Annotated in this window: 23 protein-coding genes and 1 riboswitch; all 23 genes read left to right on the forward strand. The window is 47.2% G+C overall.

The window, feature by feature from the left end:
- Positions 1–128 precede the first annotated feature (128 nt).
- The 23 genes from metH to thiS all read left to right on the forward strand — a co-directional run bounded on the left by metH (position 129) and on the right by thiS (position 25,144).
- Positions 129–3,569, forward strand: a complete 3,441-nt coding sequence (gene metH / locus ACIFQM_RS02560) for a methionine synthase (RefSeq protein WP_430043769.1) — start codon at positions 129–131, stop codon at positions 3,567–3,569.
- 79 nt (positions 3,570–3,648) lie between these two features.
- Positions 3,649–4,581 carry a ribonuclease Z gene (gene rnz, locus ACIFQM_RS02565; RefSeq protein WP_430043771.1) on the forward strand — a complete coding sequence of 311 codons (933 nt, stop codon included), beginning with the start codon at positions 3,649–3,651 and terminating at the stop codon, positions 4,579–4,581.
- Between the two features lie 506 nt (positions 4,582–5,087).
- On the forward strand, positions 5,088–5,894 hold the full coding sequence (locus tag ACIFQM_RS02570) for a TIGR01457 family HAD-type hydrolase (RefSeq protein WP_430043774.1): 807 nt from the start codon (positions 5,088–5,090) through the stop codon (positions 5,892–5,894).
- Positions 5,895–5,967: 73 nt separating this feature from the next.
- On the forward strand, positions 5,968–6,786 hold the full coding sequence (locus tag ACIFQM_RS02575; protein ID WP_430043776.1) for an Fpg/Nei family DNA glycosylase: 819 nt from the start codon (positions 5,968–5,970) through the stop codon (positions 6,784–6,786).
- Entirely contained in the window at positions 6,776–7,654 is an 879-nt protein-coding gene (locus ACIFQM_RS02580) for a deoxyribonuclease IV (RefSeq protein ID WP_430043831.1), read from the forward strand. The genes ACIFQM_RS02575 and ACIFQM_RS02580 overlap by 11 nt, the downstream gene beginning before the upstream one ends.
- 43 nt (positions 7,655–7,697) lie before the next feature.
- Positions 7,698–8,036 carry a cyclic-phosphate processing receiver domain-containing protein gene (locus tag ACIFQM_RS02585; protein WP_430043778.1) on the forward strand — a complete coding sequence of 113 codons (339 nt, stop codon included), beginning with the start codon at positions 7,698–7,700 and terminating at the stop codon, positions 8,034–8,036.
- The gene (locus tag ACIFQM_RS02590) at positions 8,033–8,347 is read left to right on the forward strand and encodes a thioredoxin family protein (protein WP_430043780.1); all 315 of its coding nucleotides are present in this window, start codon (positions 8,033–8,035) and stop codon (positions 8,345–8,347) included. The genes ACIFQM_RS02585 and ACIFQM_RS02590 overlap by 4 nt, the downstream gene beginning before the upstream one ends.
- The gene (locus ACIFQM_RS02595) at positions 8,344–9,117 is read left to right on the forward strand and encodes an ABC transporter ATP-binding protein (RefSeq protein ID WP_430043781.1); all 774 of its coding nucleotides are present in this window, start codon (positions 8,344–8,346) and stop codon (positions 9,115–9,117) included. Before ACIFQM_RS02590 ends, ACIFQM_RS02595 begins: the two co-directional genes overlap by 4 nt.
- A 22-nt stretch (positions 9,118–9,139) precedes the next feature.
- Positions 9,140–10,198 carry an SAM-dependent methyltransferase gene (locus tag ACIFQM_RS02600; RefSeq protein WP_430043783.1) on the forward strand — a complete coding sequence of 353 codons (1,059 nt, stop codon included), beginning with the start codon at positions 9,140–9,142 and terminating at the stop codon, positions 10,196–10,198.
- Positions 10,199–10,386: 188 nt separating this feature from the next.
- The gene (locus ACIFQM_RS02605) at positions 10,387–11,880 is read left to right on the forward strand and encodes a serine/threonine protein kinase (RefSeq protein ID WP_430043785.1); all 1,494 of its coding nucleotides are present in this window, start codon (positions 10,387–10,389) and stop codon (positions 11,878–11,880) included.
- Between the two features lie 38 nt (positions 11,881–11,918).
- Positions 11,919–12,905, forward strand: coding sequence for an SAF domain-containing protein (locus ACIFQM_RS02610; RefSeq protein ID WP_430043787.1), 987 nt, complete (start codon positions 11,919–11,921; stop codon positions 12,903–12,905).
- Positions 12,906–12,927: 22 nt separating this feature from the next.
- Positions 12,928–13,641 (forward strand): hypothetical protein, encoded by a 714-nt coding sequence (locus ACIFQM_RS02615; protein WP_430043788.1) that lies wholly within the window; start codon positions 12,928–12,930, stop codon positions 13,639–13,641.
- Positions 13,638–14,495, forward strand: coding sequence for a hypothetical protein (locus ACIFQM_RS02620; RefSeq protein WP_430043790.1), 858 nt, complete (start codon positions 13,638–13,640; stop codon positions 14,493–14,495). The genes ACIFQM_RS02615 and ACIFQM_RS02620 overlap by 4 nt, the downstream gene beginning before the upstream one ends.
- Complete coding sequence (locus ACIFQM_RS02625; protein ID WP_430043792.1) at positions 14,496–16,331, forward strand: ATPase, T2SS/T4P/T4SS family; 1,836 nt, start codon at positions 14,496–14,498, stop codon at positions 16,329–16,331.
- On the forward strand, positions 16,321–18,405 hold the full coding sequence (locus ACIFQM_RS02630; protein WP_430043794.1) for a hypothetical protein: 2,085 nt from the start codon (positions 16,321–16,323) through the stop codon (positions 18,403–18,405). Before ACIFQM_RS02625 ends, ACIFQM_RS02630 begins: the two co-directional genes overlap by 11 nt.
- Before the next feature lie 40 nt (positions 18,406–18,445).
- The gene (locus ACIFQM_RS02635) at positions 18,446–18,925 is read left to right on the forward strand and encodes an ABC transporter permease (RefSeq protein WP_137063305.1); all 480 of its coding nucleotides are present in this window, start codon (positions 18,446–18,448) and stop codon (positions 18,923–18,925) included.
- Between the two features lie 41 nt (positions 18,926–18,966).
- Positions 18,967–19,362, forward strand: a complete 396-nt coding sequence (locus ACIFQM_RS02640; RefSeq protein ID WP_430043796.1) for a hypothetical protein — start codon at positions 18,967–18,969, stop codon at positions 19,360–19,362.
- Between the two features lies 1 nt (position 19,363).
- Positions 19,364–19,918 (forward strand): hypothetical protein, encoded by a 555-nt coding sequence (locus ACIFQM_RS02645; RefSeq protein WP_430043798.1) that lies wholly within the window; start codon positions 19,364–19,366, stop codon positions 19,916–19,918.
- Positions 19,905–20,894 carry a hypothetical protein gene (locus tag ACIFQM_RS02650; protein ID WP_430043800.1) on the forward strand — a complete coding sequence of 330 codons (990 nt, stop codon included), beginning with the start codon at positions 19,905–19,907 and terminating at the stop codon, positions 20,892–20,894. Before ACIFQM_RS02645 ends, ACIFQM_RS02650 begins: the two co-directional genes overlap by 14 nt.
- A 204-nt stretch (positions 20,895–21,098) precedes the next feature.
- Positions 21,099–22,652, forward strand: coding sequence for a ribosomal protection-like ABC-F family protein (abc-f, locus tag ACIFQM_RS02655; protein WP_430043801.1), 1,554 nt, complete (start codon positions 21,099–21,101; stop codon positions 22,650–22,652).
- Positions 22,653–22,740: 88 nt separating this feature from the next.
- Positions 22,741–22,849: riboswitch (TPP riboswitch) on the forward strand.
- A 267-nt stretch (positions 22,850–23,116) separates the two neighbouring features.
- The gene (locus tag ACIFQM_RS02660; RefSeq protein ID WP_430043803.1) at positions 23,117–23,731 is read left to right on the forward strand and encodes a thiamine phosphate synthase; all 615 of its coding nucleotides are present in this window, start codon (positions 23,117–23,119) and stop codon (positions 23,729–23,731) included.
- A gap of 64 nt (positions 23,732–23,795) precedes the next feature.
- A complete protein-coding gene (thiO, locus tag ACIFQM_RS02665) occupies positions 23,796–24,944 on the forward strand; it encodes a glycine oxidase ThiO (protein ID WP_430043805.1) in 1,149 nt (382 codons plus the stop codon).
- Positions 24,941–25,144 carry a sulfur carrier protein ThiS gene (gene thiS / locus ACIFQM_RS02670; protein ID WP_430043806.1) on the forward strand — a complete coding sequence of 68 codons (204 nt, stop codon included), beginning with the start codon at positions 24,941–24,943 and terminating at the stop codon, positions 25,142–25,144. Before thiO ends, thiS begins: the two co-directional genes overlap by 4 nt.
- Positions 25,145–25,146: the final 2 nt, after the last annotated feature.

Below are 25,146 nucleotides of genomic sequence, written 5' to 3' on the forward strand. Positions count from 1 at the left end.
AAAATGAATATCGAGAGTCGTTTTTGTGCAGAAGAGGCTGTATAAAACGTATGTTTTTACTTCAATCTATCTAAATGATACGGTTTCTGCTAAACTAGGATTTAACGTTTTGCGGGGGTGAAGAGATTTTGGATAAAGTTAGCTTACAGGATGCATTACAACGAAGAATACTCATTCTTGACGGGGCCATGGGCACCATGATCCAGCAAGAGGATCTTTCCCCCGACGATTTTGGCGGGGAAGAGCTGGAGGGCTGCAACGAGATGTTGGTCTTAACCAGACCGGATGTCATTCAAGGGATACATGAAGCATACTTGGAGGCCGGATCAGACCTGATTGAAACGAACACTTTTGGAGCGACATCCGTTGTTTTGGCGGATTACGATATACCGGAGCGCGCCCGTGAAATTAACCTGGTTGCCGCTAAACTGGCGCGTAACGCGGCAGATAAGTATAGTACTGCGGACAAGCCTCGTTTTGTTGTAGGAGCTATGGGACCGACAACGAAAACATTATCCGTGACAGGTGGTGTTACGTTTGCGGAGCTAATTGAGAGCTATGAAGAGCAAGCCTTGGCGCTAATTGAAGGCGGCGTGGATGCCCTGCTTTTGGAGACCTCGCAGGATACGCTTAACGTCAAAGCCGGAAGTATTGGAATTCGGCAGGCTTTTGAGAAGACGGGTATCGAGCTTCCCATAATGATTTCGGGAACGATTGAACCCATGGGAACGACTTTGGCAGGGCAAAATATCGAATCCTTCTGCATTTCGCTGGAACACTTGCACCCGGTGTCGATCGGGCTGAATTGTGCTACAGGACCGGAGTTTATGCGGGATCACATTCGCTCTCTCTCCGATATGTCCTCAGCAGCCATTAGCTGTTATCCGAATGCAGGTTTGCCTGATGAAAACGGTCAATATCATGAATCACCTGATTCATTGGCCCGTAAAATGGCCGCTTTTGCCGAAAAAGGTTGGCTGAATATTGCAGGAGGCTGCTGTGGTACCACGCCTGAGCATATCCGGGTTATGAGTGAACGTATGGCGCAGTTTGAGCCGCGTCCGCTGGAAGGCCATCACCCACCGGCTGTATCGGGTATTGAGCCTGTATATATTGAACAGGAGAATCGTCCCTATATGGTTGGTGAACGAACGAATGTTCTTGGCTCCCGCAAATTTAAGCGTTTGATCGTGGAGGGCAAATATGAAGAGGCATCTGAAATTGCCCGTGCTCAGGTAAAGAGTGGGGCACATGTCATTGATATTTGTGTACAGGACCCGGACCGCGATGAAATGACGGATATGGAAGCCTTTTTGAAGCTGGTTGTGAATAAGGTAAAAGTCCCTCTCGTGATTGATACCACGGATATCGAGGTTATTGATACCGCCTTGCAATATTCGCAAGGGAAGGCGATCATTAACTCCATTAATTTGGAGGATGGCGAAGAGAAATTTGAGAAAATGGCACCTCTTATTCATAAATACGGCGCGGCTGTTGTTGTTGGAACCATTGATGAACGTGGTCAGGCTATTTCTCGTGAGGATAAGCTTGAAGTGGCCAAACGCTCTTATGATCTGCTGGTGAACCGTTACGGTCTGGCACCCGAGGATCTTATTTTTGATACCCTCGTATTTCCCGTGGGAACAGGTGATGAGCAGTACATCGGTTCAGCCAAGGAAACGATTGAGGGGATTCGGATTATTAAAGAGGCACTTCCAGGGGTTCACACCATTCTGGGTATCAGTAACGTGTCCTTTGGCTTACCGGAGGCGGGTCGTGAAGTGCTCAATTCCGTTTATCTATACGAATGTACCAAAGCAGGCTTGGACTATGCGATTGTAAATACGGAGAAGCTCGAACGTTATGCTTCGATACCCGAGCATGAACGGAAGCTCGCCGAAGACCTGATTTATAAAACGAACGACGATACTTTATCCGCTTTTGTAGCTGCTTTCCGTAATAAGAAAGTGGAGAAAAAAGAGAAGGTGTCCAATCTCTCGCTCGAAGAGCGGCTGGCTTCCTATGTAGTAGAGGGTAGTAAGGAGGGCCTGATTCCGGATCTGGAGCAAGCGCTTGCCAAATATTCTTCGCTGGAGATTATTAATGGACCGCTGATGAAGGGGATGGAAGAGGTAGGACGTCTCTTTAACAACAACGAATTGATCGTTGCAGAGGTGCTGCAAAGCGCTGAAGTCATGAAGGCGTCGGTTACTTTCTTGGAACCGTATATGGAAAAAAATGAATCCTCGGTCAAAGGTAAGATTTTGCTGGCTACGGTCAAAGGTGATGTGCATGACATCGGTAAAAACCTGGTGGAGATTATTCTATCCAACAATGGTTACCATATTGTAAATCTGGGTATAAAAGTACCACCAGAACGCATTATTGAGGCTTACCGTGAAGAAAAGGCCGACGCGATTGGCTTATCCGGTTTGCTTGTTAAATCCGCTCAACAAATGGTGTTGACTGCACAGGATTTGAAAAATGCGAATATTGATATCCCGATTATGGTTGGCGGAGCTGCTTTGACGCGTAAGTTTACGAAAAACCGTATCCGTCCCGAGTATGACGGCATGGTTGTCTATGCGAAGGATGCAATGGATGGTTTGGACATAGCTAACAAGCTGATGAATCCTGAGTCCCGCAAGAAAATGGCTGAGGAAATGGAAGCTGAACGGGAAGCGGAAGCCGCAACGGTTGTGGAAGCCAAGCCGTTGCCTAAACTTACCCGGGCTGTTCGCTCTAAAATCGCTCAGGATTTGCCCGTCTATATTCCGCCAGATACGGACCGTCATGTACTGCGTAACTATCCGCTCAATTATATTTTGCCTTATGTGAATATGCAGATGCTGATGGGGCACCATCTTGGATTAAAAGGAAATGTAGAGCAATTGCTGGCTTCGGGGAATCCGAAAGCGACTCAGTTGAAGGAAACCGTAGATAGCATCATGTTTGAAGCCGTTACGGATGGAATTATTCAGGCACATGCTGTATACCGTTTCTTCCCGGCGCAGTCACAGGGAGATCAGATTTTGGTTTATGATCCATCAGATGTGAGCAAGGTACTGCACACATTTACGTTTCCGCGTCAACAAGTAGAGCCTTATTTATGTCTGGCTGACTACTTGAAATCGGTGGAATTCGGAGTTATGGATTATGTAGGTTTTATGGTCGTTACGGCGGGTCATGGTATTCAGCAGCTTTCCACGCAATGGAAAGAAAAAGGGGATTATTTACGCTCTCATGCACTTCAGTCGGTAGCGCTGGAAGTGGCAGAAGGACTCGCCGAGCGACTTCATCATATTATAAGGGACAGCTGGGGTTTCCCGGACTCGGCAGACATGACGATGAAACAGCGGCATGGGGCTAGATATCAGGGCATACGGGTATCTTTTGGCTATCCGGCATGTCCTGATCTGGAGGATCAGGGGCCATTGTTCCAACTGTTGAAACCTGAGGATATTGGCGTTGAGCTGACGGAAGGGTTTATGATGGAACCGGAGGCTTCTGTATCAGCCATGGTGTTCAGTCACCCTCAGGCGCAGTATTTTAACGTCGAAAAGGTATAACACCTTTATCAGATGGGATAGCAAAGACCCTCCGAGCTTCGGAGGTTTTTTGCTGGTCAACAGGAAGAAGGTTAAAGTCATGGAATTTTATTTTCTTGGCACGAATGCAGGTGTGCCTACGATCCAGCGAAACGTGACGTCCATCGCACTCCGTTTGCTGGAGGAACGAAGAAGCATGTGGTTGTTTGATTGCGGCGAAGGAACTCAGCAGGAGATACTGCGTTCGCCGCTTAAGCTAAGCAGGCTTGAAAAAATATTCATTACCCATTTGCATGGAGATCATCTCTTTGGTCTGCCGGGCCTGCTGTCGAGCAGGGCGTATCAGGGAGGTACGACACCGTTAACTGTATATGGGCCGCCTGGCCTCAAGCAGTACATCGAATTATCTCTGGGCATCAGCCAATCCCGTATCAACTACCAACTACATATTGTGGAGCATACGGGGGGGCAGTTGTTTGATGACGGGCAATTCCGTGTGGAGTCGGCTCTGCTGGATCATCGTATTGACAGCTACGGTTATCGTATTGTAGAGATGGATAAGCCCGGCAAGCTCAATCAGGAACTGCTGGAGCGATACGGAATCAAGCCCGGCCCGGTGTATGGTAAGCTGAAACGTGGAGAAAGCGTAGAGGTGGAGGGTGGAGTCATGCTTCATCCCCAGGATGTATTGGGTGCACCGAAAAAGGGACGTATCATCACCATTCTCGGTGACACTCGACCTTGCCTGAATACCGTAGTACTAGCTCAGGATGCAACGGTTGTCGTTCATGAAGCCACTTTTCTGCATGAGCTGGCAGATACGGCGTATGAATATCATCATAGTACAGCGCTCCAGGCAGCGGAAGCAGCAAAAGCGGCAGGTGCGGGTCAGTTGATCATGACACATTTTAGTTCCAGATATAAAGATCAGGAGCAGCTCCAGCCTTTGCTGGAGGAAGCACGGATTGCATTCCCTAATTCATTGCTGGCGGAGCAGCATGTATTGTTACCAGTGCCCGATATTGGTTCATAAACGGTAGTTATAGAAGATAGACGTGTATGGGTGCCGGGGCTTGCTCCGGCGCCCTTGTTTTTCCTGTGAAATTATTTTCCGGGAAAGCGCAGGATGCGACAAGAGATGAGGACGACATATGGGTGAGACCGAATGAATATGTAATACCACATATGGAGACATGTCATATTTGGTTTTCTATATATCGAATTTTAAGGGGTTTGTATTTTGAGCAGGCTCAGGAAATACAGGAGATTTCCTTAGAAGACTAGGCATCTTCGATGGATTTCGACGGAGATGCAGCTTATTCCCTGGGAAAGCGACGGCTTTTAGCGAGGAATGGCACTATTTTGCACCGTTTACCAGCAATTCATGGACTTCATATGTATTTTTGACTTAAGATAGATAAAGTGAAATGGGGAGGCCGACTTATTTTATGACCTGAATGATTAAGGTGGTTAAATGAGAAGGTGAACATCATTCATGGGATGAATTATAATTTCAATGTTATGATGAATTGATTTGAAGTGCGGGAGGGAATTACGATAAAATCGTTACTGATTGATCTGGATGGAACATTGTATCATGGGGAACGGATGATCAAGGGTGCGGATCTGCTCATATCCCAATTGCGCACGAACCAGATACCTTACGCTTATGTTACGAACAATGCTTCACGCACACCCGAGTCGGTGGCGGAGCATTTGGTCGGTATGGGAATTGATGCAGTTAGCAATGAAGTATGTACTTCGGCGCTGGCGGCTGCACAATATGTTGCACAGCAAAGCCCTGGAGCACGTGTATATTGTATTGGTGAAACGGGATTACGTCAGGCTCTTACGGATGCCGGATTGCAGCTTGTGGAGGATCACCCTGATTATGTGGTGCAGGGGATAGATCGCCAATTTACATATGATAAGCTGGTTGCTGCTATGCGATGGATTCGGGAAGGAGCCACTTATATTTTGACAAACCCTGATCTTCAATTACCTTCACAAGATGGACTCATGCCGGGGGCAGGAACGATTGGAGCTGCGATTGAGGCGGCATCACAGGTAAAGCCCGTCGTCATCGGCAAGCCTTCAAGCGTGTTAATGAGCTATGCGCTGGATCGCTTGAACATTAGAGCGGATGAAGCTCTGGTTGTGGGCGATAATATGCTTACCGATATTGCGGCAGGTGCGGCGGCAGGTTGCAAAACAGCTCTCATACTATCGGGTGTTTCGACCCGCGCTAATATGGACGGACATATGCGTGCCGTTGGAGTAAAACCTGACCTGATATTTGACAATCTGGATGAATTGCAGGATTGGCTCCGGGAAGAGTTTAAGTAATAGTAAATATACATTTTAAAAAAATCTGCAAGAATCAAAAGTGATTTGCAGCTACGAAAGGAAAGATGTTGACATGCCGGAACTTCCTGAGATGGAGAACTACAGAACGCTATTGTCAAAACAAATTTTGGACATTCCGATTACCGGAGTGACGGTTAACCGTGTGAAATCCATTAATACCGAAGTGGAAACGTTTGAGAAGCAATTGCTGGGAACTACCGTTGTATATATGGAGCGTCGAGGCAAGCACTTGATTTTTCATCTGAACACGGGTGGGCGGCTCGTGCTGCATCTGATGCTGGGAGGACTGTTGTATCTGGGAACGGAGGAGCAGCGTCCTGATCGCACGGTTCAAATTGAACTGGATTTTAGTGGAGTAAAGCTTTATTTTATCGGGCTGCGCTTGGGTTACCTGCACCTGCTGACGGCTAAAGAAACAGAAGAGGCGATGTCTGAACTCGGACCTGACCCGCTGGATCGTCGTATGACATTAGAAAAGTTTACAGCATGTCTAAAGGGACGTCGGGGTATTTTGAAAACAACGCTGGTGAATCAGCATGTTTTTTCCGGTATTGGAAATTGTTATTCGGACGAAATTGCTTATATTGCCGGATTTACACCAGGTTCCAAAGTACAGAGCATCGTACAGTCACCGGAAAAAGTGGAAAAGCTGTATCATGCTACGCAATCCGTGCTTCGTGAAGCTACTGCGGAAGGCGGTTATATGGATATGCCTCTGATGGAGGGGGATACGCTAACGGGCGGCTTTGATCATCAGTGCCGGGTGTATGACCGTGAAGGAGAAGAATCTCCAAGTGGCGGGAAAATTGTGCGGGTTGAGCTGGCGGGAAAAAAAGCATTTTATTGCCCGGTACAGCAGCATGATGCCTAAACTGCTGATCGGCTCTCATGTTAGTACGCGAGGTGGTTTTTCCAAAGCCGCTGTACGTGCACGAGAGCAGGGTGGACGTTCTTTTCAATATTTTCCGAAAAATCCACGTAGTCTTAGAGTGAAGGAATGGAATGCTGCTGATGCGGCTGTCTGCAAAGCTTACTGTGTAAAGCATGAAATCCAATCTATTGGCCACTCCCCATATCCCGTTAATCCAGCTCACGGGCGCGAACGCGGACAGGAGCTTTATGAGCTGACAGTTGCTTCATTGCGAAACGATCTGGATATCGCTGAAGCCTGTGGCTCAAAGGGGATTGTCGTTCATTTTGGGCATACCCATGCGTCTGAACCGCTGGAGGGTTATCGAAATATCATTGTTTGTCTTGATGATGTGCTGGAAGGATGGCAGGGAAAGGCTAGAATACTGATTGAAAATCAGGCAGGGGATCACGGTCTGATGGGAACCACGTTGGAGGAAATGGTACAAATTCGCCAGTTGTGTCAATATCCTGATAGCATCGGCTTTTGTCTGGATACCTGTCATGCGTATGCGGCAGGATTGTGGAACGGTGGACGTGATGAGGCGTTGATCGAAAAAGGGGATCGTCTGGGCTATTGGCCAGCCCTGTGTGGAGTTCATTTGAACGATTCCAAATACCCGTATGGCTCTAAAAAAGACAGACATGCGCGTGTCGGGCAGGGTTGTATTGGTCTGGAGGGCATGTGTTGGATGACGGAACAGGAGCCAGTAAGGGGCATTCCTGTCGTTTTGGAAAGCGAAACGGGACCTGATGGGACACATCGCGAAGATATTCAAATGATCCAAAGCTGGCAGTTAAACGGTCTGAAGGATGATCTTCATCTTTGAGGCTTAAGAAGCTTGCATCGATGGGAAAAAGGAGGAGATGTTGATGCATTTGTTTATGGACGATTTTCGGCCTTGTCCTCCGGGCTTTAAGCTGGCAAGGGATGCGGAGGAGTGTTTGTTACTGCTTCAAGAATACCCGATTTCGGTGCTATCGCTGGATTATGATTTGGGACCGGGTCAGCCAACGGGGAAAGATGTGGCTGCTGCCATTGCAGGGCAGCAGTTGTATCCGCGTGAAATTTATTTGCATTCCTCCAGTGCGGAGGGCCGACGAGCCATGTATGAGCTGCTGTATGCCAATAAGCCGGAAGGAGTCACCGTGCATAACGGGCCGGTACCGGAGGAGCGCATGCACGAGATCCAAAAAGAGTCGGAACGATGAAGGAGCTGGGACAAAAGGAGGTGCGTCGCGCCATATGGGAGGGATGCAAGCTGGCTTTGTTTGTGTACACTCCCATGTGTGGAACCTGCGCGGCTACCCGGCGGATGCTGGAAGTGGCAGAGCATTTGCTCCCCGAAGGAGTCGTGGTGCAAAGCAACATTAACTATATTCCCGAACTGGTACAGGAGCACCGGATTTCCAGTGTTCCTGCGCTTCTTTTATATAACGGTGAGAACGGAAGTCCTGAAATCATTTACAAAATGGAATCTGTGGAACACTTGCTGAGCAGGATAAGGAGCGTGGTGGAATGATATCCATGAAGAACATCACATTGCAGCGGGATGAAAGCCGAATATTGGACGATGTGAATCTTGAAATACGGAAAAATGAGCACTGGGCCATTCTGGGGCGTAACGGCTCTGGTAAAACAACATTGCTGGAAATGATGACTGGGTATATGTTTCCGAGTCGTGGAACGGTCAAAGTGCTTGGGCAAACATATGGTCAATGTGACGTACGGGAAGTACGCAAGCAGATTGGATATATCAGCCAGACGTTGCTGGAAAAATTGGCTTTAAAAGATCCGGTATGGGAAGTAGTTGCTACTGGAGCGTATGCTTTTTTGCGTTTTTATCAGGAGATCCCTACAGAGACAAAGGAAAAAGCCGTATCTCTGCTGGAGGGGATGAATTTAGGTGCGCTGATGAATCATCCGTTGGGTACTTTATCTCAGGGGGAACGCAAAAAGGTTATGCTGGCCCGTTCACTGATGGCGGAGCCTCGTTTGCTGATTATGGATGAGCCTTGCGCCGGACTGGATCTATTTGAGCGGGAAAAAATGCTGGTTGAAATTGATCGGCTTCGCAAACGGGATTTGTCAGTGGTCTATGTAACCCATCATATTGAGGAGATAGTCCCCCTCTTTACCCATGTGGCGCTAATCCGTGATGGCAAGGTGGCAGCAGCCGGACCGAAAAAAGAGGTTTTAACGAAAGAATTGATTATGCACACTTATGAAGTTCCAGTTGAGCTGGATTGGGATGGCGAACGTCCCTGGATTCGGGTGTGCACTGGAGGGTAACGTTATTTTGGAGGAACTATACATGAGTAAAGATGTACAGGGTGGAACCGCTTTGTCATCGTCAAGATTTGTTTGCACTGCCAACCATGGGTTTGCACCTTATGCCCAGGAAGAGCTTAGAAGAATGTTTGGTTCTGTGAAAAGCACTATCCTTTTACCAGGTGAAATTTTTCTGGCTACATTACAATCGGATGCCAGTGAGGCAGTTGGGGCGATTACGGGTCAGCCGCCCATGTTTTTGCGTCACTTATTTCCTGTGCATTTTCAGGAGGAAGGTGCGGATTTGGCTCAGGTGCTGGAGCGTTTGGTTGCTTTTATCCGTAACCGCAGAGAACTGATAGACCAGCGTGTTGCTTTGCAGGTGCGTAAAGGAGCTGGCAGCAGTTGGACTGAAAACGCAGGTGCGCTCAAGCAGGCTTTGAGTGAGCAATTAAGTGATCTTCCTATGGAGCTTACGGTGCAGGGGGCAGAGGTTATTGTGTCCGTTTTTGCGGATATGGATACATGGTATGCAGGTGTGTCGCATCCACAGGACAATCTATCGGATTGGAGCGGAGGCGCAGTTCGTTTTCAGAAGGAGGACGGACAAATCTCTCGTGCCAAATTCAAGCTGCTGGAAGCAGAAGCAACGTTTGGCATTGATTTTAGCGCTTTTCATCAAGGGCTGGATATCGGGGCAGCACCAGGTGGGTGGACTTCCTTTTTGCTGGAGCGTGGACTCAAAGTAACTGCGGTTGATCCGGCAAAGATGGAGCCTTCGTTGATGAAGTATGCCAATCTGACTTTTTTACGTAAAAATGCGAGTGAGGTCAAATTCAAAGAAAATACATTCGATCTGCTGGTCTGTGATATGAGTTGGAGTCCCAAACAAATGGCGAGGCTCGTCACCGAATTGCTGTATAGTTTACGCAGTGGAGGTACTGCCATCGTAACGGTCAAGCTAATGCATAAAAAGCCTTTGGCGCTTATTCATGATGTGATCGCTTCGTTCGAGCAGTCCGGCATGCAGATTCAGCGGGCCAAGCAGCTATTCCATAACCGGGATGAGATCACACTGTATATGATCAAGTATGGAAAATAATGCTTTACAATCGATATAGGTGTGCTATATAATAAACCCAAATTGTTTCTTAAAAATAGTATAACCACGTATAAATAAAGGGAAAGCATCCCGCGAACATCATTTTCATGGTGACATGAAGATTGTGTTTTTGCGGTAGGCTTTCCCTTTTTTGTGTTGTTTGCTTATAGAAGGGAGGTAGGAGAGAAATGAAAAAACAATCGAATTTGGAATACGGTTCGATCGTGGGTGAGCGTTACCGGATTGTCCGCACGTTGGGTACGGGAGGTATGAGCAGCGTGTTTATGGCAGAGGATTTGAAGCTGCCAGGTAAGCAATGGGCTGTGAAGGAGTCCATTGCGGACCCGCAAATGATGAAGCTTGTACGTGCGGAGGCAGAGATGCTGATTTCGCTGAGTCATCCACGATTACCGAGAATTGTTGACTTCTTCGAGCATCCGCCATCCGGGGCGGTATATCTGGTTATGGACTATATTGAAGGGATTACGCTGGAAGCGTACATGAAGGGTTACCAAGGCCATATTCCGCAGGAGCAAATGGTTCCATTCGCTTTGCAGTTGCTGGATGTGCTGGATTACTTGCACACTCGCCAGTCGCCTGTTATTTATCGGGATCTGAAACCGACGAATATTATGCTGACACCAGAAATGGAATTTAAGCTGATTGATTTTGGCATAGCACGGAGCTATAAGGCTGAACTGGATCAGGATACGGTAAAGCTGGGCACGGTGGGATTCGCAGCCCCGGAGCAATATGGAGCAGGCCAAACGGATGCCCGTTCGGACTTGTACAGCTTGGGAGCGTTGTTGTTGTATCTCTGTACAGGTGGCAAATATAGCGAGTGGACGGCCGGAGTAGAAGGATATATTCGTGGGGAACTACCTCGTCATTTGATCCCGGTGATTCGCAAGCTGCTGCGTCATCATCCAGGGGAGCGATTTCAGTCTGCCGGAGAGGTGATCGGGGAGCTTCGACGTAGTGCAGATTTTCAACCTGCTCAACAAGGAGTGTCTGTTAGCGATGCTTCTATCGAATATGGAGGTACTAGGGTTGTAGCTGTGCTGGGCGTGTCTTCTGGTTCCGGTGCAACGCACACGGCGATTGTAGTGAGCCACTATCTGGCACGAAGGTCTCGTTCAGTGGCTTTGGTCGAACTGCATAGTACAGCCAAAGCATTTGCTAGGCTTCAAGAAGTGGTAGACGGAGTACCTGTTGGGCGAGCGAGTTCAAGTCGGCGCTTTGAGGTAGATGGAGTACATTATTGGCGGCAAACATCCCGTGCGGATGTCATTGCGTTACTGGGTGGCTCTTACCAATTTATCGTACTTGATTTGGGGAGTGGGCAGGACAATGAGCGGCTGGAAGAATTTTTGAGAGCGGATTACCCGCTAGTGGTCGGTTCTGGAGCCGAGTGGAGAATTCAGGATATAGCCGGGCTGTCCCGCTCACTTCAGCGCCACCCACAGCATAAATGGAATTACTGCTTGCCGCTGGCAGCATCGGAGGCTGTGCGCAGGCTACGTAAGGAATTAGATCACGATCAAGTATTTGCTTTACCGTTCCATTCCGATCCATTTGAGCAGGAAGAAGAGATGGATCAGGTGCTGGATGAGATATTTCGTGGAGCCATTCCCGATACCCGAAAGAGACGCTTCGGATTCCTCAAACGCAGTCACCGCTAGATAAAAGGTATATATCAAAAAGGCAGGGGAGAAGTTGTGTGTCCAAGCTAAGAAAAAGCAGTAAGCAAAAGCTTTACGCTGGTTGTATTGGTGCGGGTATTGTTGGCGTTGTCTTCGCGAGCTACCTTATAATTAACACCCATCAATTAAATGATGTCAGGAAACAGGCCGAAGTAGAAGCAGCACAAAAATGGAAAGGTTATGAGCAAGAACAACGAACCGCGAAAAAGGGTTGGGTTGTTGTTCGTGACATTTCTCCGGGTGAACAAATTACACCTAGTGATTTGAAGGGAATCACGGTTCCTGGCTCTCAGGCTCCAGCCAATTTGGTTGCGGGTAAAAATGAAGCTTCCGGCACCACGGCTAAAATTGAGCTGAAAAAAGGGTCCGTGCTTACATCAGCTATGATTACCACCGATGAACCCACTCCTAAAGACCTGCGTAACAGGGAGCTGAAGGTGGTGGTCCTCCCAAATAGCCTACAAGCCGGAAATGAAGTGGATATCCGCATTCAATTTCCAACGGGTCAGGATTATATTTTGTTATCCAAAAAGCGAATTTCCAAACTTGAAGGTCCGGTCATCTGGGTTACTTTGAATGAGCAGGAGATATTATCACTTTCGAGCGGAATTGTTGATGCCTATCTGCATAAAGCATCTATCTATGCATTAACGTATGTCGATCCGCAGTTCCAGCCGAGGGCGATCCCGACCTATCCACCTAATTCGAAGGTGTTAGAGTTAATGAACAGTGATCCTAATTTGATCCGCGTTGCTGAACAAAAGCTGTCCAAGCAGTTGCGGGAATCTCTTGAAAATGCAATTAGTGCATCAAACAATGTAATATCGACATCTGTAGAGAGAAGCCTGAGTGAGGAAGTTGCAGCACAGCATGCGGGAGCGAATGCAGATGGAGCTTTGAGCGAGCGTACTAATACAGGGGACGGATATGGAAACGGGCAGGATGCCAAAGAACAAGCAGATATCTTAACGCAGAGCGGTAGCTCTGATCTATATGGTAAATAAATCAGAGAAAAGGGACAAACGTATGAAAACTTGGATATTTGCCGGGCTATGTGATAAAAGCGATACCTTGTTATATATCAGCAGTATATTGGCAGCATCCGGTCAACGAGTGTTGCTTGTGGATGCTACGCTGCGGGGACAGTATCGATATAGCATAGGGATGCTCGACAAACCCCTCCCCATTGTGCAGTTTGGCGATTTTGATGTGGCCATGGGTTTTACATCTTGGGAGGATCTGCATATTGGTATGATGGCTGATCGGAAAGCAGGTTTGGCTTATGACATCGTTATTCTGGATGTAGAGTCGCCGGATTTCTGTCCGATATCTGCTTGGCAAGAGGCAGAACAGCGGATTTGGGTCAGTGACTATAGCCGGATGTTAATGGATAACGGACGGGTGTGGCTTGAGCGTTTGTTCAGTCAACCTGAATTTCCCAAAAATCTCGTATTTCACAAATTATTTATACAGGCTGTAGATTGTGGCGTGGAGGAGCCGTATTTGTGGGAATACATGAACCACTTCCCTGCCTCTTGGCAGCAGGAACCGTATGTCTTGCCATGGGATGAAGGGCATTTTGCCCTAAAGCTTGAAAATGAGCACAAACAACAGCTCAAGCTTAAGCCATTGTCTAGAGTGTACAAGAAAGAGCTGAGTCGTTGTATTGGAGAATTAATGGATTGGGAACCCAAAGAGAGCCGTCGTGCGTTAAAGCATGCGGAGAGGAGGAAAGCATGAGTACCATTTTGTTTTGGAGTCCGGTTAAGGGAGCGAGTGGAAGCAGTTCCTTAGCGGCTGCCATAGCCGTCACCATAGGTAATCTTTATAGAGGACGACTGCTGCTGACCCATTTGGGGCGCAGACATACCGGTATAGAGTCGGGATTTCCTATACAAGAACATCGTATGGACGATCCAAGCTTACAGCTTCAGGAGGGAGGTTGGGATGCTCTTGCACGATTAGCTCTGCGAGGGACATTGTCTAGAGAAAATATTCGTAATTATACGACGCCTGTACTGGAGCAGACTCTCGATGTGCTTGAGGGAACCTCAAGCTTTGGAGCCGCGCCGCCCCTGTTATCCTCTGCTCTTGTACGAGCAGTGATGGATACAGCGGATCAGTATTATGATTTGACGCTGGTTGATGCAGGGAGTGGAGCAGGATGGGGAGCTGTACAGCATGAAGCATGTGTGCGATCCAAGCTGGCGGTTCTTTCGCTAACTCAAAATATGAGAGAACTGGATGCCTACTTTGAATCAGTGTCTCCATTATCTATTTACTCGGAATTGCCACTATTGATCGTGCTTGGGAAATATGATGTGCATTCTCAAGCAAATGTGACGAATATTCGCAGGAGGTATGGCTACAAGGGAGCACTCCATACTGTTCCTTACAGCACCGAATTTATGGATGCGTGGAACCGCAGAGACATGATAGGTCATGTGCAACGGGATGTACGAAGCGGGAAAGAGAAGGACCGTAAGCTTTTTATGCCAGTAGGATGGGCACAGAGCATACGGCAGATTAGCAAGGCTATTCTGGAGGCGGCAGAGTCCGATCTTCGGCTCAAGGCTTTGGAGAGGGGCGCTTAAATGCTGTCCCCTCAAATGATCAACGTGCTAATTCTTACTTGCATCATTCTGTTGTGTATCATACTGGTTATCGTTAAATACCGAGGGAGCCTTCGCTTGCGGCATTCAACTACTCGAGTAGCTCCAGAGAGTGAAGATGCCACATTGGAGACGCTGATGGAGTACATCAAAAATGCGCTGCATGAGCTAAGTCATAGCCAGATGGCGGATGCCGGATTACATGAAGAGGAATACAGGCGGCGTATCCATCAAAGGGCCGAGCTGCGCAGGGCGTTAAAGGACTGCGCCAATGGCAGTAGTGGAGACAAACGGTTTGTTAAAAACCTGATGGCTGAGCTGCTGATTAACGGTTACGGCTTGAACGAAAAGATCGTCGATAGTGTTATGCCATTCTCCAGACCAGAGCTGTTTAGCGTACAGGACCAATTCGAAATTGTATTTTACCAATATCAGCAAAAGTTTGGTGTTGATGCTCTTTCACGCTTACTCGATACTTATGATTTGGCGGAAATGAGGTATTCGCAGCAAGGTGAAGAGGATGGAAGTTATCATATCACGGCGGAGGATATTCGCTATATCTATGACTGTGAGCATCGCCCTCTCTCCTTTCTGGAGAAGGTAGATATTATTGTACAGCGGATTTATCAGCACTATAAAGGCTTTTCCGTCATTGATGATATTCGTGACCAGCGGATCGACGGTGTCAGTGGGGGCGTTAGCGGTGTACCGGAAGGCGGAATACCTGTATCGGCGGATTGGCCTTCTGATCATTATACATCCGAACAAGTATCTGAACCGATAGCTAATGGCTATGAGAGCGTGTGGATTTTTTATAAAGGCAAGACCATTCACCTTTCGTTCCTTTCCTTCGGTTCAGAGCGGGAGCTTAAAAGGGTGTGCCAAAATATTTACAAATACAATTACCCCGGACAGCTTTCCGAAGCAAATGGATATAAGGTGAACGAAATGAAAGATGGGTCACGGGTCGTTGTAGTAAGACCTCCTTTTTCAGAATCGTGGGCTTTCTTTGTCCGTAAATTTGATATTCAAAGCGCATCGCTCGAGCAATTAATTAAGGGGGAAAATGCTGAGTTTCCGATACAGTTACTTTCTTATTTAATGAAAGGCAGCCGGATCACAGCAATCACCGGGGCGCAAGGCTCAGGTAAAACGACGCTTCTGATGGCGATGGTCAAGCATATTTACGCTTCGTATACGCTTCGTGTGCAGGAAATGGCCTTTGAGTTGCATCTGCGTAGCATTTACAGCCGCCGTAACATTCTGACCTTTCGGGAAACGGATCATATTTCAGGGCAACAAGGGCTTGATTTGCAGAAAAAGACAGATGGAACCGTCAATATCCTTGGTGAAGTAGCGAGTGACGAAGTAGCCGCATGGATGATTCAAATGTCGCAGGTTGCCAGTCTGTTCACCATTTTTACCCATCATGCCAAAACCTTTCGCGATCTTGTGTTCTCTCTTCGTAATTCACTGCTTAAAACAGGAGTGTTTCAGCATGAAGGTATTGCCGAGGAACAGGTCGTTCATGTCATTAACTTTGATGTGCATCTCAAGCGTGATGCTGAGGGACGGCGATATATTGAACGGATTACGGAATGTGTGCCGCACGATTCTGATCATATAGATTCAGGCTCCAACTCTGCGTCGAGCTATAGCTATCGTCATGTTATGGAATATCGGAATGGGAGATATATGGCGATCGAGCCTCTAACAGTCAAAAGTGCAGAAGAAATGTGTGAACAAATGAACGTCAAGGATGCCGGAGATTTTCGCAGATTCCTGACTCGCTATTGGGAGGAAGCCTATGAGTCTTAAAGTAATTTTACTGTGGGTTTTGCTCATTTCCGGTGGATGCTTTGCGCTCCTCTATGTGGCTTTGTGGTGGCTGCGTAAGCGCAATGGTCATGCAATCCGCGGAGGGCGAATTCATTCTGTGCGAGAGGGACGCAAGGGAAAAGCAGTACTGCAACGGCAAATGCAATCTGCAATGCACAAGTTGTACACGCTAGGCATGAGATACCCTATTACATCCGGGTACATCACGAGTGTACGCAAACGATTATCCGGTTTGCACGCCTATGATGAATATAAGCTTCGCCTTGAAACGATGAAAATGACGTTGTTCATCTGGGTGGCTTTTGCTTGTAGCGGCGTTGTGTTGCTTATGATGAAACCTGGGCTAGAGTTTGCCGTGCTGGCTTTGTTATGCGGAGTGGTGATTAATAGTCTCATTTTGGATATGGCGATTAGCCGGATGGAAAAAAGGCTGCTTGCACAGATGATCGAATTGTTCGACAATGTACGCCATCATTATCATCAGCACGGCATGGTGGAAGAGGCAATATCTGAGGCGGCCGATTTGGCAGGATCTGAGGCTGGAAGGCATGCGCGACTTATTCATGAGGCGCTGACGGACGCTGATCCGCACGAAGCGTTGGAAAGATACTATGAGTCTGCTCCTAATCGGTTTTTAAAAGCATTTGCCGGTATTTCATATATGGTAATGGAATTTGGTGACCGGATTGAAGAGGGAGGCTCCATTTATTTAAAGGGACTTGGCAGTCTTGCGCGCGAAATCCAACTGGAGCTACTGCGGAGAAATAAACTGGACTACCTGCTTAAAAGTTTAAATGTGATCGCACTTGCACCTGTTTTCTTTACAATGCCGATCGAAAGATGGGCAAGGTCCAGCTTTCCATCTATGGATGAGTTTTATCAGGGGAAATGGGGCTTTATCACAAAATTGTCTGTCTATATTGTAATTATTGTATCTTACTTCCTGCTACAAAAGCTGCAACAGACTGACGAGACTGGATATCGTGCGGGCAAAGGACGGCGGGTCTGGGAGCAAAAGCTGTACCGTTTCCCCATTATTCGTAATGTGGTGGATGCTTTAATTCCGCAGCAGCATATGCCCTCTTATTTCCAACTGACCCGGCTGCTAAAGGAAAGCGGTGCAGAGGTCAAACTGGAGTGGCTGTACATACGCAGAATCACTCTTTTTATCGCAGGATTGGTGCTCAGCATTAGCATGGTATTTATTTTACATGAAGCTGAGAAAACACATATTCTCCACGCTCCGGTTCAATCGGGACAAATGTTTGGGCGTTTGGGTCCAGCGGAGGAAAAAGAAGCTTTCAAGCAGAGTGAGATTGACCGCAAAATGATGCATGCGCTAAACATGAGGGCAGACAGCACCTATGAGCAGACGTATGCAGCATTGAAGCAGGTTTCTGGTAGCAGATATACTCCGGAGCAGCTATCCGAAAATACGCGTCGTATTCTGCAAAAGCTGGGAGCGTGGAACGCGGAATATATCAAGTGGTGGGAAGTGCTGATTAGTATGGTTGCTGGGTATGCAGCCTATCAGATGCCTATACTCTTGTTGTATGTGCAGCGAAAAATGCGGCGCTTGGATATGAGGCATGAGGTTTACCAGTTTCAAACGGTCATTTCGATTTTGCGAGCCATGGAACGAATGTCTGTGGAGGAAATATTGGAATGGCTGAACCGATTTTCGGTTATTTTCAAAAGACCTTTACAAAAATGCTTGCTTCATTATGAGCACGGGCCTGAGGCAGCACTTGACTTGTTGAAAGAAGAAGCGCCACTCCCCGAATTTCAACGCCTAGTGGACAAGCTGCATCTGTCTTTGGGCAAAATTACGATTCGAGAGGCCTTCGACGATTTGGATTCCCATATGTCTTACTATTTTGAACAAAGAAAACAGGAGTATGAAAAAATTATAGACAGTAAGGCCATCTGGGGAAGGATGATTGGTTTTGCTCCGATGTACGGTCTTATCTTTTTGTATTTGGTCATCCCTTTGATTGGTATGAGCTTTGTCCAAATGGATAGCTATTATGAGCAAATACAAAAAATTCAGTAAGTAGTTCTATTACGATATCACAGCTAAGGAGAGAAAAATAATGAATAACGCATCAACAGCCTTAAAAGTAGCTGCTGGCATATTTTTGACCATTGCACTGATCACAATTGTAGTTATTTTGTTTATTTCGGCACAGGAGGCAACCAAAACAGCACAAAACAATTTTGCCGATATCCAGACCGAGTTGTCTCAAGCCTCTTTTACGGTGTATGACGGTACAACGATCAGCGGGTCCCAGGTGACTAATGCACTGCGAAAATTTCAGGGTAAGGACCAATTTGGTATTCAGATTAAAACTGGAAAAAACATGGCAGGTCAGTGGTACGGTAATGCTCTGAACATTAGCACAGACAGTGAACAGTATGGAGCGGTGAATGGTGGAAGTGATAAGACAGGAAAAATAACGAATACGCTGAGTGAGAAAGAAAACGAATATGTAAATCCAAGTGGTAAATTCAAGGCGGAAATCGTCAAGGATAAATCAAACGTTGTACGTGGGTTGTTGTTCACCCAATCCTAGGAAGAAGAATAAGGATATTAATTGTAAGGGAGATGGGTAGCATGTCTGATCACGCTTCAAGTATGCTGCGGCTTGGTGTGTCAGTTACGCTGTTTATAACCGCATGTGCAACGGCCGCAGAGCTGTCCAGTCAGATGGGTACTGCACTGGAATTAAGATCGCAGCAGGAGGAGCATTCCGAGGGGCGTATCAATCGTACTTTAAAGGTGAGTATGCCAGAACGGGTCAAAGGAACTCAAGTTATGCAGGCAATCCGCATGAACTTGCAGGAAGGCATTTCTGTTCAAGTCGATGGTACAGTATACGATATGTATTCCGAACCGTTTGAGCCCGATGTATCAGCCCTTGATGCTTCCTCTTTATATTCCATGCATCCACAGCGTGATCAGTATGGAGAAATACAATCCATACGTTTTGAGAAATTGGGGGAGGACTGAAGTGGTTCAATCTATATCCAAGCTGTTAGGGGCATTGCTCGCTATACTGCTTTTGTACATAGTACCCGCAGCTCAAGCCGCTGAACGACAGGACGATATATCCGGGTTAAATACGTATCATTCAACCGTACGTTTTGTTGATATGGTGAGAACCAAGGGATATATTACACCGACGATGTATAACGATTTTATGCGTGAGCTAGAGCTGACGGGTAATACGTATGAGGTTGAATTGGAGCATATGCACAAAAAATATGTACCGGACTATGCAGATGCGGCGAGGCCGGATAGCTTTCTCGGCTACTATTCCTCCGTATATGACGGTTACTATAACCCGCAAATCTTGCCTGTACTGTTTCCAGACAATCAGCAGCCAAAGTCAGATCAAACACGTCGGTATACCATGATGTCAGGAGATTATTTTACAGTGAGGGTACACAATACGAATCGAACTCCTGCGGACTTGTACAAATCATGGCTCCTTGGTGGGGCAAATAGCGGCAAACCTGCGGTTACAGCTTCTTACGGAGGCATGGTTCTGAATGAAGATTACTGATTTTGCAGTTATATTTATCGTGTTGTTTTTGCCCTTTGGCGTAGTTAGTGACCTGCGGGTGCAGAATCAGCGCGAAGTACAGCAATTGGAAATGAAATATACCTCTGCCCTCCGTACCGCAATTCAGGATGCAGGTGTCGTGCTTTCACAGAATGAGCGTCAGGAACGAGAGGCCGGGTATGGATCGGACAAGTTTTTTCGTGTAGATAAAGAAGAAGCGCTGCACACGTTCCTGCGTACCCTATTTCTTAATATGGGAATTGATGGGGATACAGTGGCACAACGCGCATTATTGGATTATATGCCTGCACTTACGATTCTGGACTATGACGGCTATTATGTGTTCGCTTCCGAATCTTACACAGATGAGCATGGACAAGCTGTCCAGGAACCCAAATGGAGTGAAAAAAAACCTTATGCCTACGTTGATTCGGCAGGTAACAGTGTAGGGTTTACTTTGGATAATTATGTACATGCCTACGATGCTAGGAATCACAGGTGGGTAGAGGGCTTTCAGAAGGAGCTTCAGGGACAGACAACGATCTCGTTGCTGAATGACCCGGAAGCTTTTGAGCAAGCACGACGTTCCACCATTGTCCACAGCATTCAGGAGGATCTGGGCCGACTTATTAATCTCTATAACGAGAAAGCAGTACATAATGGTATATCGTATACATTCACGCTGCCGCTTATCTCGCAAGAGGAATGGTATAACACGGTAGATGATGTGGGGCTGATGGCGTTTATCCAGGGAATCCCGGTTGGAGACAGATACTACAATAACTATGGGTTTGGTGGGGGGAGAGTCGTCAGGAAACAAGCCATGATCGGCGGCGTAGAGCCGGATACCGGAATGAAATATTTTTACAGAGATTCCTGCCCTGCTCCCTTTAAAGCGACAGAGCGTTTTACAGATGAAAAATCTGCGGCAGCCGCAGGGTATTTTGAATACAAATGTGATAATGATAATAGATAAAATCTTTAAACAATCTTTAAATAAATCACTCCTACGAGTGGTTTTCTTTTTTTATAAGCAGACAATATCAAAATCCTTCAAATTCACCCATTTTCAATATTCCGATAAGGCTACTGGATGTGCTACAATAAGGCTTTGAAAGAAATGCATATGAAATAAGAACAGTCGGCATCGCCGATGATAATAAGGAGCCAAAAACAGCTTATGAGTTTATTGACTGTAGAAAATGTATCCCATAATTTTGGGGACCGCACATTGTTTAAAAATGTATCCTTTCGATTGCTCGGAGGGGAACGTGTAGGTTTGGTGGGAGCCAATGGTGTAGGTAAATCGACACTGATGAACATCCTGACCGGAAAATTGCTTAAGGATGAAGGCAAAGTGGAATGGACTCCACGTGTACGTTATGGGTATTTGGATCAGCACACCAAGCTTACACCTGGTAAAACGGTGCGGGATGTACTGAAGGACGCCTTTCTCCCGTTGTTGGAATTGGAAAAGGAAATGATGCAGATCACTGACAAGATGGGGGAAGCTTCTCCCGAAGAACTGGAAGTGCTGCTGGAAGAGATGGGTGAAATTCAGGAACAACTGGATATGGGGGATTTTTACCTCATTGATGTGAAGGTTGAAGAAATGGCGAATGGATTGGGCCTTTCCGCAATAGGACTGGAGCGGGATGTTTCCGCACTTAGTGGTGGACAACGAACGAAGGTCCTACTTGCCAAGCTGCTATTGGAAAAGCCAAATGTGTTACTGCTGGATGAGCCTACCAACTATTTGGATGTAGAGCATATTGAATGGCTTACACGTTATCTGAGGGATTATCCATATGCGTTTATTCTTATTTCTCATGATACTGAATTTATGAATCAGGTCGTTAATGTCATCTATCATCTTGAATTTGCCAAGCTGACCCGTTATTCAGCCAACTATGAAAAGTTCCTTGAAATGGCAGACCTGAACAAAAGCCAGCATATTGAAGCTTATGAGAAGCAGCAGGATTTTATTAAGAAGCAGGAAGATTTCATTCAACGCAATAAGGCGCGCGCCTCTACGTCAGGTCGGGCGAAGAGTCGTGAGAAGCAGCTTGATCGAATCGAGCGCATTGATAAACCGGAAGAAGCGGCTAAGCCAACATTCCAATTTAAAGAAGCGCGTGCGAGTGGGAAAACGGTGTTTGAGGGTATTGATTTTGAAATTGGCTACACCCATGCTCTGTTGCCTAGAATGTCCATGACGATTGAACGTGGCGATAAAATTGCGATTGTGGGCTATAATGGTGTCGGTAAATCGACATTGCTCAAAACCATTCTGGGAAAAATTCCGCCGATCAGCGGCAAGACCTATCAAGGGGATTTCTTGCAGTCAGCTTATTTTGAGCAAGAGGTACGAGCAGAGAAAGTTACACCGATTGAGGATGTGTGGAATGAATTCCCGCACTTGAACCAGCATGAAGTACGGGCGCATTTGGCGCGTTGCGGTTTGAAAAATGAGCATATCACCCGTCCGCTATCCGCGCTCAGTGGTGGTGAGCAGGCCAAAGTCCGCCTATGCAAACTGTTAATGCGGGAAAGCAATTGGGTGCTTTTCGATGAGCCTACCAATCACTTGGACATCAAAGCGAAGGATGAGCTGAAGCGTGCCTTGAAGGAGTACAAAGGAACGGTGCTGCTCGTATCTCACGAACCGGACTTTTATGAGGATTGGGTAACCAAAACGTGGAATGTGGAAGAATGGACAAGTAAAGTCAACTAAATATCCAGTTCTGTACCAAGCTTCACAAGAAGCAGGGTTTGCAGGATTAGGAAATTATGCTAAGCTATCTTTAGCTGATACAATAAAATAGTTACACTAGGGGAGCCGCCCATGCGGCTGAGACGGAATAACCGGATTTCGGACCCTTTGCACCTGATCTGGGTTATGCCAGCGTAGGGAAGTGAGCGCCATACAAACGAGGTAACGAATTTATTACTTTGTTTGTATGTGGGACGATATACGTATACGGATATAATGATCCGTTTGGTTATTGGACGTACGTTAAACCACTTCCTTCGGGAAGTGGTTTTTTTGCGTTTTCGTTCGTATTCATATACCGTACCCCTTCATTTTTTTGCTGGTAAACGTGGTTAGTCCATAACGTATAGCACGATATGAGACTGTAAAGATACAGGGTCAGCTTACAACCATTTAGTCCATTGTGAGGTGAGAATAAGATCGAATTGCACGTAATTACGATGGAAGGCGACTCCAGTGCACATGCACATACTGCCCAGGTGGCTGCTGCTATTCATCCGTATGTTCATTATGTACATGTGCGCTTGAAGCAGAAGAGCGCATCTGAATTGCTCGATTTAACCCGCAGTATGGTGAATCGAGGAGTTCCTTTACAGCAAATTGCAGTAAATGACCGGGTGGATGTTGCTTTGCTGACCTCCGTTGGAGCTATCCAGCTACCGGCTGACGGATTACCTGTTGCAGCTGTCAAAAGCTTACTCTCAGAGGATATGCGCTGTGGGGTGTCGGTGCATTCCTTGGAGGAGGCACAGGCTGCCGAACGGGCAGGAGCGCATTATGTACTCTATGGACATGTGTATGAGACTCACTGCAAGCCTGGTGTTACTCCGCGAGGTATAGCACAGCTTGAGCGCATAAGCAGGTTGTTGAGCATCCCTGTGATTGCTCTAGGCGGCATACAACCACGCCATATTCACGAGCTGTATACTGCGGGTGCAAGTGGAATTGCCGTAATGTCCGGCATCTGGAAGGCAGAGTTCCCTGTTGCGGCTGCGAGGGCATATAGGCGGATGACAGATCGAGTAGTTCACGGCCTGTAGTGGTGAAACGAAAATAGGAGTTTGCTGCAAGCACAATCGTAAGTGGAGGGGAGAGATGAAACATATGCCAGAGATAAAAACAAAGGCACCAGCTATTGGACACGCTGAATGCTTGATCATTGGTGGAGGTGTTATCGGTAGCTCGATTGCTTATCATATGGCCAAGGAGGGGCGCAGTACGATATTGCTGGAGCGCTTCATTCCGGGCGAGGGAGCCTCAGGAGCTGCGGTCGGGATGCTGGCAGCAGAGAGTGATGATTTCACCGACCCGGAGTTGGCACAGTTCGCTCGCTCAAGCCGGGATGCATTTCCCGAGCTGGTTCGTGACCTAGAGCGTTTGTCCGGTGTTCAGGTAGAATTCCGAACAGAAGGATTTGTGACCCCCTTCCGGTCTGAAGCCGAGGGACAAAGACGCTGGGCTGCGGCTATTGCGCGAGAGGATGATCATCCTGTTTGGTGGGATGCCAAAGAATTGGCCCGCCGAATTCCAGGTTTGGATGGTCAAGCGATCGGGGCTATATACCGCTCAAAGGAGACGCAGATTTCTCCGGTCCAGCTTTGTTGTGCTTATGCAAGGGCAGCTACGGTGCTCGGAGCAACAATATGGACGGGTACACAGGCTGAGTATCTCATAGTACAGCATGGGCGAATTTGTGGCGTACAAACAAACAGAGGCATTTTTTCCTGCGAACAGGTCATTATTGCTGGAGGCTTGGATAGTATGAGGCTGCTGGAGCAGGTTGGTTTTGAATATCCGCTTTATCCGGTCAAGGGTGAGGCTATTGCTATCTCCTTGAAGGATCATCCCTTGGAATATACCATCTACGCCGATGATATTTACTTGGTGCCCAAGCGGAATAACGAGCTTTGGATTGGAGCGACGAGTCTGCCGCATCAGCATGACAAAGAGGTGACCATTGGAAGCCTGGAGGCGCTGCTGGCCCGTGCTTCTGCCTGGCTGCCTCGTGTCCGTGAAGCCTCTTTTTTACGCACTTGGGCGGGCTTGCGTCCGCAGGCAGCGGCGCGGCGTCCTTGTATTGGGCCTGTTCCCGGCGTTGAAGGAGTATATGCCGCAGTCGGGCACTACCGGAACGGCGTGTTGCTGAGCGAAGCTACCGGGTTTGCGATAGCAGCTCTGTTAAAAGGGGTTGGTGTGGCTGAGCTTGGAATAAGCGGCTTTTCTCCTGAACATATAAAGGAGGCGAGTAAATGAAGCTGACGATTAACGGTCAGAGCATGACCTTTTCCAGTCGGATCATTCATGTGGATCAACTGCTGAAGGAGCTGGATTTGAAAGTGAAAACTGTAGTAGTGGAGCTGAATCGTCACATATTGACTCGTGAGGATCATGATGAAGCGATACTGAAAGATGGAGATAGATTGGAAATTATACATTTTGTGGGAGGTGGTTAATG

It is taken from the genome of Paenibacillus sp. NRS-1782 (assembly GCF_050467685.1).
GTDB lineage: Bacteria > Bacillota > Bacilli > Paenibacillales > Paenibacillaceae > Paenibacillus > Paenibacillus terrae_A.

Coding starts and splice junctions, on each gene's coding strand:
- ACIFQM_RS02635 (WP_137063305.1), top strand. CDS start 18,446: ATGAATAACGCATCAACAGCCTTAAAAGTAGCTGCTGGCATATTTTTG.
- ACIFQM_RS02630 (WP_430043794.1), top strand. CDS start 16,321: ATGAGTCTTAAAGTAATTTTACTGTGGGTTTTGCTCATTTCCGGTGGA.
- ACIFQM_RS02625 (WP_430043792.1), top strand. CDS start 14,496: ATGCTGTCCCCTCAAATGATCAACGTGCTAATTCTTACTTGCATCATT.
- ACIFQM_RS02640 (WP_430043796.1), top strand. CDS start 18,967: ATGTCTGATCACGCTTCAAGTATGCTGCGGCTTGGTGTGTCAGTTACG.
- ACIFQM_RS02615 (WP_430043788.1), top strand. CDS start 12,928: ATGAAAACTTGGATATTTGCCGGGCTATGTGATAAAAGCGATACCTTG.
- thiS (WP_430043806.1), top strand. CDS start 24,941: ATGAAGCTGACGATTAACGGTCAGAGCATGACCTTTTCCAGTCGGATC.
- rnz (WP_430043771.1), top strand. CDS start 3,649: ATGGAATTTTATTTTCTTGGCACGAATGCAGGTGTGCCTACGATCCAG.
- ACIFQM_RS02650 (WP_430043800.1), top strand. CDS start 19,905: ATGAAGATTACTGATTTTGCAGTTATATTTATCGTGTTGTTTTTGCCC.
- abc-f (WP_430043801.1), top strand. CDS start 21,099: ATGAGTTTATTGACTGTAGAAAATGTATCCCATAATTTTGGGGACCGC.
- ACIFQM_RS02590 (WP_430043780.1), top strand. CDS start 8,033: ATGAAGGAGCTGGGACAAAAGGAGGTGCGTCGCGCCATATGGGAGGGA.
- ACIFQM_RS02600 (WP_430043783.1), top strand. CDS start 9,140: ATGAGTAAAGATGTACAGGGTGGAACCGCTTTGTCATCGTCAAGATTT.
- ACIFQM_RS02605 (WP_430043785.1), top strand. CDS start 10,387: ATGAAAAAACAATCGAATTTGGAATACGGTTCGATCGTGGGTGAGCGT.
- ACIFQM_RS02620 (WP_430043790.1), top strand. CDS start 13,638: ATGAGTACCATTTTGTTTTGGAGTCCGGTTAAGGGAGCGAGTGGAAGC.
- ACIFQM_RS02585 (WP_430043778.1), top strand. CDS start 7,698: ATGCATTTGTTTATGGACGATTTTCGGCCTTGTCCTCCGGGCTTTAAG.
- ACIFQM_RS02575 (WP_430043776.1), top strand. CDS start 5,968: ATGCCGGAACTTCCTGAGATGGAGAACTACAGAACGCTATTGTCAAAA.
- ACIFQM_RS02595 (WP_430043781.1), top strand. CDS start 8,344: ATGATATCCATGAAGAACATCACATTGCAGCGGGATGAAAGCCGAATA.
- ACIFQM_RS02580 (WP_430043831.1), top strand. CDS start 6,776: ATGATGCCTAAACTGCTGATCGGCTCTCATGTTAGTACGCGAGGTGGT.
- thiO (WP_430043805.1), top strand. CDS start 23,796: ATGCCAGAGATAAAAACAAAGGCACCAGCTATTGGACACGCTGAATGC.